The 14,945-nt window shown below is 65.1% G+C and carries 12 protein-coding genes and 1 pseudogene; 5 read left to right on the forward strand and 8 right to left on the reverse strand.

Annotation, left to right across the window (positions count from 1 at the left end; translation table 11 throughout):
* The first annotated feature begins 65 nt into the window (after positions 1 to 65).
* Both ltrA (ACE10X_RS13365) and ltrA (ACE10X_RS13370) read left to right on the forward strand, forming a co-directional pair.
* The gene (gene ltrA / locus ACE10X_RS13365; RefSeq protein ID WP_375764262.1) at positions 66 to 1,133 is read left to right on the forward strand and encodes a group II intron reverse transcriptase/maturase; all 1,068 of its coding nucleotides are present in this window, start codon (positions 66 to 68) and stop codon (positions 1,131 to 1,133) included.
* 574 nt (positions 1,134 to 1,707) lie between these two features.
* Complete coding sequence (gene ltrA, locus ACE10X_RS13370) at positions 1,708 to 3,033, forward strand: group II intron reverse transcriptase/maturase (RefSeq protein ID WP_375763020.1); 1,326 nt, start codon at positions 1,708 to 1,710, stop codon at positions 3,031 to 3,033.
* Between the two features lie 141 nt (positions 3,034 to 3,174).
* On the opposite strand, the gene ACE10X_RS13375 is transcribed toward ltrA (ACE10X_RS13370), so the two are convergent.
* The 4 genes from ACE10X_RS13375 to ACE10X_RS13390 form a co-directional block, all read right to left on the reverse strand.
* Entirely contained in the window at positions 3,175 to 4,209 is a 1,035-nt protein-coding gene (locus ACE10X_RS13375) for an LLM class flavin-dependent oxidoreductase (protein ID WP_038388063.1), read from the reverse strand.
* A gap of 206 nt (positions 4,210 to 4,415) precedes the next feature.
* On the reverse strand, positions 4,416 to 5,339 hold the full coding sequence (locus ACE10X_RS13380; protein ID WP_038388064.1) for a glutathione S-transferase family protein: 924 nt from the start codon (positions 5,337 to 5,339) through the stop codon (positions 4,416 to 4,418).
* Positions 5,340 to 5,449: 110 nt separating this feature from the next.
* Positions 5,450 to 6,208 (reverse strand): SDR family NAD(P)-dependent oxidoreductase, encoded by a 759-nt coding sequence (locus ACE10X_RS13385; RefSeq protein WP_051003266.1) that lies wholly within the window; start codon positions 6,206 to 6,208, stop codon positions 5,450 to 5,452.
* A 37-nt stretch (positions 6,209 to 6,245) separates the two neighbouring features.
* Positions 6,246 to 6,815, reverse strand: coding sequence for a TetR/AcrR family transcriptional regulator (locus tag ACE10X_RS13390; RefSeq protein WP_038388065.1), 570 nt, complete (start codon positions 6,813 to 6,815; stop codon positions 6,246 to 6,248).
* Positions 6,816 to 6,919: 104 nt separating this feature from the next.
* Here ACE10X_RS13390 and ACE10X_RS13395 point away from each other — a divergent pair.
* Positions 6,920 to 7,707 (forward strand): annotated as a pseudogene (locus ACE10X_RS13395) (crotonase/enoyl-CoA hydratase family protein).
* A 509-nt stretch (positions 7,708 to 8,216) separates the two neighbouring features.
* Complete coding sequence (locus ACE10X_RS13400) at positions 8,217 to 9,002, forward strand: division plane positioning ATPase MipZ (RefSeq protein ID WP_051003267.1); 786 nt, start codon at positions 8,217 to 8,219, stop codon at positions 9,000 to 9,002.
* Between the two features lie 15 nt (positions 9,003 to 9,017).
* Here the strand turns inward: ACE10X_RS13400 and ACE10X_RS13405 are convergent, their stop codons facing one another.
* The 4 genes from ACE10X_RS13405 to ACE10X_RS13420 form a co-directional block, all read right to left on the reverse strand.
* A complete protein-coding gene (locus ACE10X_RS13405) occupies positions 9,018 to 10,523 on the reverse strand; it encodes a hypothetical protein (protein ID WP_038388066.1) in 1,506 nt (501 codons plus the stop codon).
* A gap of 57 nt (positions 10,524 to 10,580) precedes the next feature.
* Positions 10,581 to 11,441 (reverse strand): sugar phosphate isomerase/epimerase, encoded by an 861-nt coding sequence (locus tag ACE10X_RS13410; RefSeq protein WP_304556557.1) that lies wholly within the window; start codon positions 11,439 to 11,441, stop codon positions 10,581 to 10,583.
* A 3-nt stretch (positions 11,442 to 11,444) separates the two neighbouring features.
* Positions 11,445 to 12,791 carry an MFS transporter gene (locus tag ACE10X_RS13415; RefSeq protein WP_038388072.1) on the reverse strand — a complete coding sequence of 449 codons (1,347 nt, stop codon included), beginning with the start codon at positions 12,789 to 12,791 and terminating at the stop codon, positions 11,445 to 11,447.
* A 140-nt stretch (positions 12,792 to 12,931) separates the two neighbouring features.
* Positions 12,932 to 13,804 carry a phytanoyl-CoA dioxygenase family protein gene (locus tag ACE10X_RS13420; RefSeq protein ID WP_375764263.1) on the reverse strand — a complete coding sequence of 291 codons (873 nt, stop codon included), beginning with the start codon at positions 13,802 to 13,804 and terminating at the stop codon, positions 12,932 to 12,934.
* 98 nt (positions 13,805 to 13,902) lie between these two features.
* On the opposite strand from ACE10X_RS13420, the gene ACE10X_RS13425 reads away from it, so the two are divergent.
* A complete protein-coding gene (locus ACE10X_RS13425; protein WP_051003269.1) occupies positions 13,903 to 14,913 on the forward strand; it encodes a LacI family DNA-binding transcriptional regulator in 1,011 nt (336 codons plus the stop codon).
* The last annotated feature ends 32 nt before the right edge of the window (positions 14,914 to 14,945 follow it).

Genomic DNA, 14,945 nt, shown 5'->3' on the forward strand with positions numbered 1-14,945 from the left:
CGCTCTTCCGACCCAGATCGTCGCGCTATACTCAACTGCTTGACGGCACCTACAAGCCGCAGCCGGTGCGGCGGGTCGAGATACCGAAGGCGTCGGGCGGCCTGCGGCCGCTCGGCATCCCGACGGTGCTCGACCGCGTCATCCAGCAGGCGGTGATGCAGGTGCTGCAGGCGGATTGGGATGGGACGTTCTCCGAGACGAGCTTCGGCTTCCGGCCGACCCGCTCGGCGCATCAGGCGGTGGAACGGGCGCAGGCGTATATCGCGTCCGGGCACGCCGTCGTCGTGGACATCGACTTGGAAAAGTTCTTCGACCGGGTCAACCACGACGTCCTGATGGGGCTGGTCGCCAAACGGGTGACTGACAAGCGCCTTCTGAAGCTCATCCGCAGATTCCTGAATGCGGGGGTGATGGAGGGAGGGGTGGTCAGCCCGACGGAAGAGGGCACGCCGCAAGGCGGTCCGCTCTCGCCGCTGTTGTCGAATCTGATGCTGGATGTGCTGGACAAGGAACTGGAGAAGCGCGGCCACCGCTTTGTGCGTTATGCCGATGACTGCAACATCTATGTGCGCAGTCAGCGAGCGGGCGAACGGGCGCTGGCCGGCATCGAGAAGTTCCTCGAAAAGCGCCTCAAGCTCAAGGTCAACAAGGCCAAGAGTGCGGTCGCCAAACCGAGCGTTCGCAAGTTCCTGGGCTTCAGCTTCACCGGCGGGACAGCACCGCGGCGGCGCATTGCGCCGCAGGCGCTCGCCCGCTTCAAGGCGAAAGTTCGGGAGCTGACACGGCGCACGCGCGGCCGAAGCCTTGCGCAGATTGTCAAGGAGTTGTCCGTCTATCTGATCGGATGGCGCGGCTACTTCGGCTTCTGCCAAACCCCGTCGATATTGCGCGACCTTGATCAATGGCTCAGGCGGCGGTTGCGCGCCATCGCCTGGAAGCAGTGGAAGCGCGGAATCACTCGTTTTGCCGAGCTGCGACGCCGCGGCGTCGGCCGGGATCGGGCGGCGCAAACCGCCGGAAGCCCACATGGCCCCTGGCGGCTCGCGAACAGTCCCGCACTCACCATCGCCATGCCAATCGCGTTCTTCAGTTCACTCGGCTTGGCTTCCGTCGCGGCGCTGCAGACCGCATAATCCACTGAACCGCCGGATACGGACCCGTATGTCCGGTGGTGTGGGAGTTGCGCCTTGCAAGCGCGTTGAAATCTGCCGTCTGAGATGACGGCCACGGCAAAGCCTAGCGAGCGGCCGTGTACCAAGTCTTGCGTGGCGTCCGGTAACGGTCGCTACGAAGCGTAGACAGGGAGGTTGCAGGCCGGAATGAAGTGAACGGGAAGATAGCCCCGAAATCGAACGTGATCGGAGTAGCCGACCCTGTCTCTCAAAGGGGAAGGCGGAATCGCAACCCGCGTCATCGCGAGCGGGCTGAGGTGCTCCCGGGGTTCGTACCGCCAGCATGCAACCAAGGGGATTGACGTGAACAAGGGAGATCCGTCCGGTTCAAGCGCAAGCTTGTAGGACCTGCCAAGCCGATGAGGTGAGAAGGGTCTGATGACCGGGTGGAAGTCAGACTGACTGATAGTACTCGGAGGTCGGGAGAGCCGACTACATGGGGAAGCGGTCAGCGGTAGTTGAATTGTTCTTGGGCGACATGGGCTCCATTCAACGGGAGTCACGGCCTTCTATCCTAAGAGAAGATCAGCTGACCATGGAAACGAAACTTGAACAAATAGCAGTGAAAGCTCGGCGCGAGCCAAATCTTCGCTTCACCTCGTTGGCCCATCACATCACGCGCGACCGAGTGCAAAAGAATCTATTACAGATTCCGAAGCGCTCCGCCGCCGGGGTGGACGGACAGACGGTGGAGGCGGCGAGGGAGAGCTTCGACGGATGGATCGAGCCGATGCTCCAATCCATCCACCGACAGGGATATCGGGCGCCGAACATTCGGCGTGTCTATATCCCCAAGCCCGGTAAGACGGAGAAGCGCCCCCTCGGGGTTCCAACTGTCGCCGACCGGGCCCTCCAGCGCAGCACGGCTGAGGTGTTGTCCGCCATCTACGAGCAGGACTTCTTGCCCAGCTCGTTCGGCGGCAGGCCGAAGCTCAGCGCCCATCACGCCTTGGCGACCCTCAATGAGGTCATCGCCGGCGGCATGATCAGCTGGGTGTTGGAGGCGGACTTGAAGAACTTCTTCGGGAGTCTCGATCATGATTGGGTCCTCCGGTTTGTCGAACATCGAGTCGGTGATCCGCGCCTGATCAGCTTGATCCGGCGCTGGTTGAAAGCGGGTGTCTTGGAAGACGGAGCAGTGCATCCGAGCGAACAAGGAACGCCACAAGGCGGATCGATCAGTGTGCTTTTGAGCAACCTCTACCTTCATTACGTTCTCGACCTCTGGTTCGAACGCGTGGTGAAGGGTCGGTTGCGGGGCGAAGCCCGACTTTTGCGCTATATCGACGACTTTGTGATCTGCTTCCAATATCGATCGGACGCCATCCGCGTACAGGAGGCCCTGCGTCTTCGGTTGGGGAAGTTCGGCCTCACTCTAGAGCCGACCAAGACCAAGTTGGTCGAGTTTGGTCGGTTCGCGCAAAGACACGCGGGCAAACGCGGCAGAAACCGCCCGGAAACAATCTACTTTCTGGGGCTGACGCTCTATTGCACGCGAAACCAAAGAGGCAACTTCAAGGTTGGGATGCGTACCGAGAAATCTCGGCTAAAGCGCAGCCTCATGTCTCTGCAGGAGCTGATGCGGCGAATACGGCATTACAAGATCAGTGACCAGGCCGATGAAATCAACGTCGTCCTGCGCGGCCACTATGGCTATTACGGCGTCGCCGGAAATCTCCGGAGCCTCGTAAAAGTTTATCGGGCAGTGGAGCGTTACTGGCGCGGAATGCTGCGCAGCCGCAGCTGGGCAGGCCGACGCCTCACTTGGGACGCCTTCAACCAAATCAAAGAACGGACACCGTTGCTGAAGCCTAAGCTGCGCCTCCCTTATCGGGAGCTGCAGGCGCTTGCGGTGCTGTGAACCAACTGTCGAAGAGCGTCGGTGCGGGAAATCCGCACGCCACGTTCTGTGGGAACCGGGGGCGGGCGACCGCCTCCGGTGACCCGGTGGGCGGAGCCGCGAGGCCCCCCCTATCCCGATTGTCATGCCGGTTCTGGCGCGTCACGCGGCGAGCATCTCGCGCACCATCGGCACCACCTTGCTGCCATAGAGCTCGATGCTCTTCATCAGCTTGTCGTGCGGCAGCGGGCCCGCCGAGTATTTCAGCTGGAAGCGCGCCGCGCCGAGCGCCTTGACGGTCGCCGCGATCTTGCGGGCAACGGTTTCCGGCGCGCCGACATAAAGCGAGCCGTGCTCGGCCTCAGACACGAACTCGTCGCGGCCCATCGGCGGCCAGCCGCGCTCCTTGCCGATTCGATCGCGCATGACCTTGTAGTCCGGCCACAGCTCCTCGCGTGCCTGCGCGTCGGTCTCGGCGACATAGCCCGGCGAGTGCACCCCGATCGGCTTCGGTTCGCGGCCGAACTGCTGGTAGGCGCGCTGGTGCAGGTCGACATAGGGTGCAAAGCGCTTGGGATCGCCGCCGATGATGGCAAGCATCAGCGGCAGGTCGTAATGCGCCGCGCGAACGACCGATTCGGGACTGCCGCCGACGCCGATCCAGGTCTTCAGCCGGCCATGCTCGACCGGCGGATAGACCGACTGGCTCTTGAGCGGTGGCCGCAGCTTGCCCTGCCAGGTCACCGGCTCCTGCTTGAGCAGTTCGGTGAACAGATCGAGCTTCTCCTCGAACAGCTCGTTGTATTGCCTGAGGTCGAAGCCGAACAGCGGGAACGACTCGGTGAAGGAGCCGCGGCCGAGGATCACCTCGGCGCGGCCGTTCGAGACCGCGTCGACGGTGGCGAAGCGCTGGAAGACGCGGATCGGGTCGTCCGAGCTCAGCACAGTCACCGCCGAGCCGAGGCGGATGTTTTCGGTGCGCGCGGCGATTGCCGCCAGCACGGTCTCGGGCGTGGAGATCGCAAAATCGGCGCGGTGGTGCTCGCCGAGCCCGATGAAATCGATCCCGAGCTGATCGGCCAGCACCGCTTCGTCGACGACGTTGCGGATCACCTGGGCGTGGGGCAGCGGCGCGCCGGCGGCGTCGTTGGTGACGTCGCCAAACGTGTCAAGCCCGAATTCGACGGAGGTCGTCATAGTCAGTCCGGTTGTCGGCGTGGCGGAGCATCCGCCACGGGCTACCCATCGCACGCAGGCCGAAATTGCTGCGGATCTATCCGCAAGCCTGCGCTGTGGAGCCTTGGGTTGGAGATATGGTTGAGCTATTGCCGGTTCAGGGGGGCGGCAAGGTCACGCCGCGAAACGCAGCGTTTCCAGGCTCGCTTGGGAGCAGCCTGCGGCAATCAGCCCGGGAGCACCAGGAAGCCGGCGCGCGGGAAATGCACCACCACCTCGCCGGCGCGCTCATCCGACCGGCGGATCGCGATGTGTTGCGCCGACAGCGAAACGATCTCGCCACGCACCGGGATCTTGCCGTAGTCATCCGGCATCACGGCAACGACGTCGCCGGGCTTGCGACCGTTCGGATCCGTGGGGTCGCCGAACACAGGCGACTGCGGCCGCTCCTTCGCGGCGATCTCGAGCGCGTCGGCCGACGACATCTCGGTGCGCGTGCCGTGGCCGATGGCGCGGATGCGCTCCTCCCACGCCGCAACACGCGGCACGGACTTCATGATCTCGTCCATCGTGGCGAGGCTCTGCCGTGCGTACCACACGTTCATGTAGGCGCTGACGTCCGCGAGGCCGAACTCGCCGAACAGCCACGGCCGGCCGTCGCCGAGTTGCGCCTCGATCCAGTCGACATTGGCGCGGAACTGGTCGCGCATCTGCGGCAGCGCCGCGGTCATGGCGGCGACGTCGAACTTGCCGCCGCGCAACTTCTCGCGATCCTCGATGAAATCCCGCGGGACCTTGTCGCCGATGAAGCCGAACACGAGGTTGACCGTGTTCTGGAAGAACGGCCGGTCGGTCCACATGCCGAGCGCCCAGGGCATGCCGGCATTACCCGCCGGAAACAGCGTCGGCGTCGGGTAGCGCCGCTCTAGCTCGCGGATGATGATCTGGGTGTCACAATAGATGTCCGCGCCGATCTGCATCGTCGGCGTGCGGCGATAGCCGCCTGCCATCGGCATCAGGTCCGGCCGCGGCATGATCCGGGAGATCCGCACCGAGTTCCAGGCGAGCTTCTTGAATCCGAAGATGATGCGGATCTTCTCGGAGAACGGCGACTGATCGAAATGATGCAGGATCGGCGTGGGCTGCGACATGGCCTTCCCCCGGGACAGGATGCGATCTCGACGGACCTTGTCGCATAAGCTGACAAGATTCCGGCAGATCGCAACCCATATTCACGGGTGAGATGGGTGGCGCAGCGCGTTCAGAACTGCTCCGCCCACGGCCGCAGGTCGAGCTCCAGCGTCCAGGCGCTGCGATGCTGGTGATGCAGCACCCAATAGGCGTCGGCGATGGCCGCGATGTTGAGCATGCCATCCGGTCCGCGTTCATCCTTCAATTGCGGACGCATGCTCAGCAGGCGGTCGCCCTCGATACCGCCGTCGACTACGACATGGCCGACATGGATGCCCTGCGGCCCGAATTCCCGCGCCACGCTCTGCGCCAGCGCGCGCAGCGCGGCCTTGGCGGCGGCGAACGGTGAGTAGTTGGCCTTGCCGCGCAGCGAACCGCTGGCGCCCGTAAACACCAGCGTGCCGCCGCCGCGCGCAAGCAGAGCGGGGATCGCGGCCTGTGCGAGCTGGAAACCGCCGAGCGCATGCTCGCGCCAGTGTTCCTCGAAGCGCTGCTCGCTGACCTTCAGAAACGGTGCCGGCCGGTTGGAGCCGGCATTGTGCACGGCCATCGCGAGCGGTGCGAGCTTCTCGGCCGCCTCGACGAAGCGCGCGACATCGGCCGCCGTGGAGGCGTCGCCGACCACGTGCGCGACCGTCGCGCCGCTTGCGGCCAGCTCGGCCGCCGTCGCGGCGAGCTTGTCGGCGTTGCGGCCGGCGATCGCGACGGGATAGCCGCCGGCGGCAAAGCGACGCGCAATCGCAGCGCCGAGGCCGTTCGACGCGCCGACGCCGGCAATCAGCACGCTTCCTTGCACGGCGGTCGGCTCGAGGGCGGATCGATCGTTCATGGCTCACTCCATCAAGCTGCCCGCGGCGCGGGCGAAATCATTCGTCGGACGCCATCGCGACGATGGCATCGCGCACGGTGCGCAGAACGGCGTCGGACCGCTTCTGGTCGGTGAGGACACGCGAGATCGCCAGCGCCCCGACCATCGCACTCACCGCGACGATAGCGTTGCTGTCGTCATCGTCGCCGAACGTCTCGGCGACCTTGGCGATGAAGGATTCGATGTGCGGTTCCATCACCGCACGGCACTGCGCATCGGCGCGGCCGACATCCGAGATCAGTGCGCCGATCGCGCAGCCCGACTTGGGCGCGTCGCGATGGGCGCGGCTGAGATAGCTCCGCACCAGTGTGTTGATGTTGACCGGCCTGTCGGGACCGCGCGCCGCGTGAGCCGATGCTTCGCCTGCATTCAGCGCCTGTTCCAGCGCCGCGGCGATCAGGTCGGAACGTGAGGCGAAGTGCCCATAGAAACCGCCATGGGTCAGCTTCACCTGCTGCATCAGGCCGCCGATGCTGAGCGCGTCGAGGCCCTTGTCGCGGATCTGCGTTGCAGCCTCGTTCAGAATGCGCTCACGGCTTCTGGCCTTGTCGGCCTGGGAATGGCCCATCTCGGCTAGCCCCTGTTTGACTCTCTTTCTGGATTATGACCATCATGCATATGGATGACAACTATCATCCAGAAATTATCCGGTCACAAAGCAGGGAGGAACAGATGTCCGGCAGCGCGAGCGAAGGGCGGGTCCGCCACGAGCGGCACGACCACATCCTCAAGATCATCATCGACAATCCCGCGAAGAAGAATGCCTTCAGTCCGGAGATGATGACTGAGCTTTCCGACGCGCTGACGCTGCTCGACAATGACGACGGCCTCTGGGTTGGCGTGCTCTGCGCCGCCGGCGGCAGTTTCACCGCGGGTCTCGACATGCCGAAATTCTTCGGTCCGACGGCGACGCGCAAGCCGCTGCCGGAGGGCAACGTCGATCCCTTCGGACTATCGAAGCGCTGCCGGAAGCCGATCGTCACGGCGGTGCAGGGTATCGTGTTCACCGTCGGCATCGAGATGATGCTGGCAGGCGATATCGTGATCGCCGCGGACGACAGCCGCTTCTGCCAGATGGAAGCCAAGCGCGGCATCGCGCCGCTGGCGGGCGCGCATTTCCGATATATCAGCCGCGCCGGGTGGGGCGATGCGATGTATCACCTGTTGCTGTGCGACGAGTTCACCGCCGCCGAGCGTATCGGATCGGCCTCGTGCAGGAAGTCGTGCCGGCGGGCCAGCAGGTCGAGCGTGCAATGGCGCTCGCGGAGATCATCGCACGCAATGCGCCGCTTGGAATCCAGGTGACCAAGGAGGCGGGCCGCAAGTTCATCGAAGCCGGCGAGCAGGCGGCGATCGCGATCATCCCGCAGATCCGCGAACGCGTGCTCAACACCGCCGATGCCGCCGAGGGGATCAAATCTTTCGTGGAGCGCCGCGCCGCCGTGTTCCAGGGGCGCTAAAGCGGGATGAGTTTTGGTTGAATCTGCTTGGCGCGGTCTCGGTCACCTCTCCCCGCTGGGGAGAGGTCGGATTGCGCCTGGCGATGCGAAGCATCGTCCAGTGCAATCCGGGTGAGGGCTCTTGCTCTCTCGATGGACCGGAGCCCCTCACCCGATTTGCTGCGCAAATCGACCTCTCCCAAGGGAGAGGTGAACCTTCGACGTCGTTCCAGCTCAACCTAATCTCATCAGGCTTTAGCCTCGGGAGCGCCAGCCCCACGGCGCAAGTTGCGTTCACGATACGTGCTCGAAGAAGCAGTGACAATGATGTCGCAGCTTCTTGATTTCGATCACGACAATGTCGCAGCGACTCTTGTCGAGATTCGTCGAATCAGTGAGATTCGAATCCGTTCATTAAATTCTGTTTTGTCCTGCTTTCACTCAAGCGTCCGGTATGGATTCCCATGACAAACGCACGAGTAGTAGTTGTCGGAAATAACAAGGGCGGCTCTGGCAAGTCGACAATTGCCATGCACGTCGCCATCGCGCTGATCAAGGCGGGTCAGCGTGTCGCCACCATCGATCTCGACAACAAGCAAAAGTCGCTGACGCACTACGTCGAGAACCGGCGGGACTGGGCGCGGGAAACCTCGCTGGATCTCGGCATTCCCGCGCATATGTGCTTCGAGACAGTGAGCGGCAGGAGCAGCGAGGTCGAGACGCTCGGGCGCAGCGCGCTCGCCGAGATCGTCGAGCGGCTGGGCCGGTCGCACGATTTCGTCGTCATCGACTGTCCCGGCCACGACACCTATCTGACGACGTTCACGCATTCGCTGGCGAATACGCTGATCACGCCGCTCAACGACAGCTTCCTCGATTTTGACGTGCTGGGCACCGTCGATCCGAACAACTTCAAGGTGACCGGCATCAGCCACTATTCGAAGATGGTGGAGGAGGCGCGGCGCGAGCGCAGCGCACACGATCAGCCGGCATTCGAGTGGGTGGTGCTGCGCAACCGTCTCTCCACGCTCGGGTCACGCAACAAGCGCCTGGTCGGCGAAGCCCTGAGCGAATTGTCCAAGACGCTGAATTTCCGTCTGGTCGATGGCCTGGCCGAACGCGTGATCTTCCGCGAATTCTATCCGCGCGGACTGACCGCGATCGACGATGTCAGCCAGCTCGCACTCGGTAGCCGGCCGACCATGTCGCATGTCACCGCACGGCTCGAGATGGAACGGCTGATGACCGCCATCATGCTCGGCCATCTGGTGGCGCGCCCGCCGGAATCCTCCGACGCCAGCCGCGACGCGGCGTAAGGCGACGTCAGGCCGCTAACGGCAATTGGCGTTGCCGGCGTCGGCGACGGTCAGGAACGTGATCGTTGCAGGTGCGAAGACGATCGTTCCGGCGGCGGCTGGGTCGCCGTTCAGGGCTGGGATCCTGTCAGCGGCTCCAAGCAAAAGCGTCGCGCCATTGAGCTGAACATTGGCGTCGGCAGGCTTAGCGCTCGTCAGCGTGTAGCGTTGCGAGGCGGCTGGCAGCATGAGCTTGCGTTGTTTTCGCCGATCATTGTTGATGACGAGCAGGGCTATTCCATCAGGCATGTCGCACGCGCAATGCGCATAAACATGGAAGCCGGATTGCTCGGCGACACCGGCATCGAGCACAATGGTCCCCATCAACCGTCGCCACAGCAGCGCCGCCCAGTAGTTCGGCCGCGGCAGATGGGTTCGTTCGTCGAGCAGCCCGTAGTCGCTCGCGGCCAGCGTGTTATGCATCACCACCTGAACGCCAGCCCTGGCCAGCCGTCCGAGTTGATCGAGGTAACGGAACGTGTCGGCGAAGGTTTTAGCCCAGCGATTGCCGCCGCACGCGGTGTCGGCCGTCTCGGTCAGCCAGATCGGCTTTCCCGGTGCTAGCTGGTCGCGCAGCGTCTCGTAGAGGGCGAGGCTCTTGCCGGTTCGCGCCAACCATTCGTCCGACAATGCATGCCTTGCCTTGCGATCGCCGCCGCATCGGGCCGACAGCGCGCCATAATGATGGTAGGAGACCGTGTCGATGCCGGCTGCTGATGCGGCGAAGAGCGCTGGAGCCTCAGCGCCGGCGCCGATCGTGCCGGGGCCGAGGATCGTCACGTCGGGCGCTGTGTCCTTCATGAAGGCGCGGAACGCTGCAAAATCCCTGCCGTAGGCCGCGGCATCGTAGCCGCCAGGGGCGCCGCCGATGGTCGGCAGATCGGGCTCATTCATGAACTCGGCTGCGGCGATACGCCCGCCTGCGGATCGCGTGAACGCGAGAAGTTGCCGGGCCTGTTCGGGGCTCCATTGCCCCGTAGCGTCACGCGCGCCCGCGCTGATCGCAAAGGACGTGACGATCGGAGCGTCGACGGCGCGCGAGAACTCGATCACGTCCCGCCACTGCCGTCGCGTCAGGACGCCGTTGAAGCCGGCCGGCGGCGCGATCGGTGACGTTTCGGAATCTGCAAAGAACGTGCTGTTGGCCCAAGTCCCGCTGACGCGCAGATAGGCGGGGGAGAGCGCGGCGGCGAGTTTGCGCAATCTATCATCGTGCAGGTCGATCGGAGCGCGGGCCGCGAACCGCTCCGTTTCCGCACGCCGGCGCGTGGCGGCGGTTGCATAGGGCTTCCAGAACCGTCCGCCGGTCACCTCGACCATCTCGATGTTGTAGGACTGAAAGCGCGAGTCGATGGTCGCGACGCGCGGCAGGGTCGCGACATTCAAGGCCAGCTCTGCCGCGACCGCCTTCGTATGCGCGAAGGTTGCCATGGCCGAGACGGCGACGAGACATCGAAGCGGATAAGCCCAGCGGTCACGCACGGGTCCTCGCGGCGTTCCGGATTGTGGCGTTCAGGATGCCGCCGCGGCGTGTTTGAATCAATGCGGGAGCGGGCCTTGCGGCTCGTTCGCGATGCGATCCCACAGCGCGCGGATCATGTCCTTCATGACCAGCGCGTCCTGCCAGCGGTCGGACAATTCCCTGCCGTCGGGCCCGGTGATGGCATAGGGCGGGGGACCGAGCTCGCACAGGAAGGTCAGGGTCGCGTCGGGACCGGCACGTTTCCGCCAGGAGCGGATACCGTAGTCCCACCAGTCCATGAATAGGGACACCCAGCCCTGGTGCTGCGGAAAGCCGAGCGAGACCTGCACCTGCTCGCGGCTCGCGATGCGGCCGTGGATGCCCCAGGCGTTGTCGAGGATGCGATGGATCATCGCGTGGTTGACGTCGTCGACCGGCCAGGCGAATTCGCGGCCGACCAGATAATGCGAGAGATCGGCGGTGAGCCGCAGATCGGGAAAGCAGTCGAGCAGGTCGAGCATGAAGAACAGGTCGGTCGTCATGCGGTCGCGATGGGTCTCGACATGCACGGCGACGCCGGCCTCGGCGGCAAGCCGCCGCCAGCCTTCGAGCAGGGGAATGCAATCCGCGAGCCGGCGCGGCCGAACGTCCGGCTGCAAATTGACATGATCGGCGCCGAGCTTGGCGACCAGCTCGAGCACCGGCTTCAGGTCGTCGACGCTCTTCGGATAGCATTGCGCCTGCCAGAACATGCCATGCGCGCGAAGGAAGTTCGTCACTTCGCGCGCGAAGGCAGGATCGATGAAACGAACGCCGGCGCCGTCAAATCCGGCATCGCGGATCATCGCGAGCTGGGTGTGCAGCGGCCATTCGCCCTCATCGGCCAGCCGCCGCTCCATCGCCCAGAGCGACTGCAGGACACGCAGTTGCTGCGCCACCTATCAGGCCCGCGCCGGGATCGCCGCGGACAGCTCGGCCTGTTCGCTCGCGTCGGCGTCGATGTTCTCCTGGTAGGTCTCGGGCCCGATCCAGATCGCGACGACGGTGCAGGCCGACAGGAACATCGCGTAGCAGGCGACCGGCCACCAGGTGCCGTAGGCTGCCACCAATGCGGTGGCGACGAACGGCGCCGGGCCGCCCGACAGCAGCGAGCCGAGCTCGCGTGCGAAGGCAAAGCCGGCGAAGCGGCGTTGCGGCGGGAACAGTTCGGCGAAATACGCCGCCTGCGGCCCGAACATCGCCGCCGTCACCACGGCGCGCGCCAGGATGAAGGCGAGCGCGATCATGATCCATTCCTTGGTGCCGACCATCCAGAAGAACGGGAAGGCGAGCGCCACGCCGGCCAGCGCGCCGAACATGTAGACCGGCCGCCGTCCGATCCGGTCGGACAACGCCGCAAAGCCGAGGATCGCGAACAGCTCGACCGTGAATGCCAGCATCAGCGCGCTGAGCGCCTCCGCCTTGGGCACGCCGAGCGTTGTGATCACGTAGCTGAGACCAAACACCGGGAAGAAATAGCCGAGCCCGTTCTCGGCCATGCGGGCGCCGAGCACGACGAAGAAGTTGCGCGGGTGCCGGCGCAATGCCTCCATCGCCGGATTGCTCTCGACCTTGCCGCGCGCGACCACCGCCTCGGTGTAGACCGGCGTCTCGGTGATGCGCATCCGGACGAAGATGCCGACCACGATCAGGAGGAAGCTCGCCAGGAAGGGCAGGCGCCAGCCCCAGCTCATCAGGTCCTCGCGCGGCAGCATGGTCACCAGCGCGAAGGCGCCGGCGGCAAGCAGGTTGCCGACGGAGACGCCGAGCGGCGCGAAGCCGCCCCAGAAGCCGCGATGCTTCGGCGGTGCGTTCTCGACCAGGTAGATCACCGCGCCGCCATATTCGGCGCCGGCGCCGAGGCCCTGGATGACGCGCATCGCGACCAGCAGCAGCGGCGCCCAGATCCCGATCTGCCCATAGGTCGGCAGGAAGCCGATCGCGGTGGTGCCGATCCCGATCATCAGGAGGGTGGCGACCAGCACCGGCTTGCGGCCATAGCGATCGCCGAGGATGCCGAACAGGAGGCCGCCGAACGGCCGCACCACGAAGCCGACGCCGAAGGTCAGGAACGACAAGAGCGTGCCGACCACCGGATCGCTCTTCGGAAAGAACAGCTCGCCGAACACCAGCGCCGCTGCGGTGCCGTAGAGGAAGAAGTCGTACCATTCGAGCGCGGAGCCGATGCTTGCGGCCAGGATCACACGCAGGCGCGATGTGCGAGCGCCATCTCTTGCCATCTCGGTCATTCGTTTCCCCGTTATGTCTGTTTTTATGGTCGTCTTGATCGGGCGCGATCTCCGCGCAAACGCGTTCTACGTTGTCGCGGGGGATCGTGCTCGTGAAAGCAGCAATGCCCGCGGCCTGGCCGCGGGCATTGTCTCGGGTCTCAGGCGGCGCGCGTGAAGTAGGATTTCTTCGACGCCGATTGTGTCTCGTAGATCGATCCCTGCCGTTTCGCCGGCGGCAGTGGCATGCGCACCGGCACGTCGGTGAGCCGCGGCGCGACCACCGGTGGACCCGCCAGCAGGCGGCTGTTGAATTCGTCGAAGTCCTTCACGCCCATCAGCGGCCAGGCGTCGCTGGCAGCCACTTCATAGAGCAGCAGGTTGCGCGGCCGGTTCGACGTGTTGGTCGCTGAGCCGTGCAGCGCGCGCACGTGATGGAACGACATGCTGCCGGCCTTGCCCATGCAGGGCACCGCCCGCTTGATGTCGTCCGCGATCTGGTCCGGATCGATCAGGCCGGCGAAGTGGCCGTCCTCGCCGTGATGATCCCACATCGTGTCGCCGGTGTGCGACCCGGGCGTCACCAGCATCGGACCGTTCTCGATATCGCAATCGTCGAGCAGCACGCCGATCGCGAGGATGTCGTCATTGGTGTGCGGATAGAACGCCCAGTCCTGATGCCACTCGACCGGCGAGCCGTATTGCGCCGACTTCATGTTGAGCTTGGAGCCATGCAGGCGAAGGCCGGGGCCGATCAGCTTGGTGAGGATCGAGATGACGGCCGGGCTGCGCACGATCTCGTCGAAGATCGGATGCACCTTGTGCGGCGCCTTGATGCGGCGGACGCGCGGATTGTCAGGCGAATGGCCCGGCTCGAGGTCGTAGACGTCGGTGTGCTCGCTCACGCTGGCGGCGCCGGCCACCAGCTCGGCGAGCACCGTGCGCACCTTGGCTAAGGTCTCCTGGTTGAGCACCTCGGGGACCATGATCACCCCGTCGCGCTTGTAAGCCTGGGCCTGCTCGTCCGAAATCATGCCGTTTCTCCCTTTTTGTTCTATGTTAGCGCTAACATGGCACGATGCTAGCGCTAACATCATGGCTTGGCAACCCGGAATCGGGCAGGCTCCGCCCCATGAGCTCCGAACTGACCGCCCCCGGGACCGGCCCGGCCGGTGCCGCGCCCACCCTTTCAGAAGTGGCCAAGCGCGCCGGCGTCTCGTCGATCACAGTGAGCCGGGTGGTGCGGACGCCCGATCTGGTCGCCCCGGAGACCCGGGCGCGGGTCGAGCGGGCGATGCGCGACCTCGGCTATGTCCCGAACCTGGTGGCAGGCGCGCTGGCGAGCGCGCGGACCAATTCGGTCGGCGTGCTGGTGCCGACCATCGCCAACGCGATCTTCGCCGACACGGTGCAGGGCCTGTCGGACAAGCTCGAGCCGCTGGGCTTCTCCGTGATCCTGGCGCAGTCGCGCTATGACGCGGCGCGCGAGGAGCGCATGCTGGCGGCGCTGCTGTCGCGGCGGCCCGAGGCGATCATCATGGTCGGCTCGCCGGCGACCGAGGAAGGCAGCCGCCTGCTGCGCAATGCGCGCATCCCGATCGTCGAGACCTGGGATCTGCCGGCAAACCCGATCGACGCGGTCGCTGGCTTCGACAATTACATGGCCGGTGTCGCCGTCGCGAAGCATCTGGTCGCGCAGGGCCGCAAGCAGCTCGCCTTCATCGGCGGCGACGATCCGCGCGGAACGCGCCGCTGGTTCGGCTTCAGGGACGAGGCACTGGCCAGCGGCCTTGCAGAGCCGCGCCGGCTGATCCTGGACCGCAAGGATTCCGGCAGCGTGGCGGCGCATGCACGCCTGCCCGATGTCGACGCGGTGTTCGCCGCCAACGATGCCCATGCGATCGGCTTCATGTCGGGACTGCGCAAGGCCGGGCTGCTGCGCGACGGGCCTGCATCGGCGCAGCCGGTCGCCGTGATCGGGCTCGGCGATCTCGAAATGGGCCAGCTGATCTCGCCGACCCTGAGCACGATCAGCGTGCATGGCGACGCGATCGGCCGCACCGCCGCGACGCTGACGCTGGAGCGCGGCGGCGAGCGCCGCGTCGATCTTGGCTTCGAACTGGTGCTGCGCGACAGCGGTTAGCGACGCTGCCCACGGTGCGGGCGGAGGTGCTC

Source organism: Bradyrhizobium sp. Pha-3 (assembly GCF_042258325.1).
In the GTDB taxonomy this organism is placed as follows: Bacteria; Pseudomonadota; Alphaproteobacteria; order Rhizobiales; family Xanthobacteraceae; genus Bradyrhizobium; species Bradyrhizobium elkanii.

Bases quoted from the DNA above. Each gene is read 5' to 3' on its own strand.
- ltrA (WP_375763020.1), top strand. From the start codon at position 1,708: ATGGAAACGAAACTTGAACAAATAGCAGTGAAAGCTCGGCGCGAGCCA.
- ACE10X_RS13375 (WP_038388063.1), bottom strand. From the start codon at position 4,209: ATGACGACCTCCGTCGAATTCGGGCTTGACACGTTTGGCGACGTCACC.
- ACE10X_RS13380 (WP_038388064.1), bottom strand. From the start codon at position 5,339: ATGTCGCAGCCCACGCCGATCCTGCATCATTTCGATCAGTCGCCGTTC.
- ACE10X_RS13385 (WP_051003266.1), bottom strand. From the start codon at position 6,208: ATGAACGATCGATCCGCCCTCGAGCCGACCGCCGTGCAAGGAAGCGTG.
- ACE10X_RS13390 (WP_038388065.1), bottom strand. From the start codon at position 6,815: ATGGGCCATTCCCAGGCCGACAAGGCCAGAAGCCGTGAGCGCATTCTG.
- ACE10X_RS13400 (WP_051003267.1), top strand. From the start codon at position 8,217: ATGCACGTCGCCATCGCGCTGATCAAGGCGGGTCAGCGTGTCGCCACC.
- ACE10X_RS13415 (WP_038388072.1), bottom strand. From the start codon at position 12,791: ATGACCGAGATGGCAAGAGATGGCGCTCGCACATCGCGCCTGCGTGTG.
- ACE10X_RS13420 (WP_375764263.1), bottom strand. From the start codon at position 13,804: ATGATTTCGGACGAGCAGGCCCAGGCTTACAAGCGCGACGGGGTGATC.
- ACE10X_RS13425 (WP_051003269.1), top strand. From the start codon at position 13,903: ATGAGCTCCGAACTGACCGCCCCCGGGACCGGCCCGGCCGGTGCCGCG.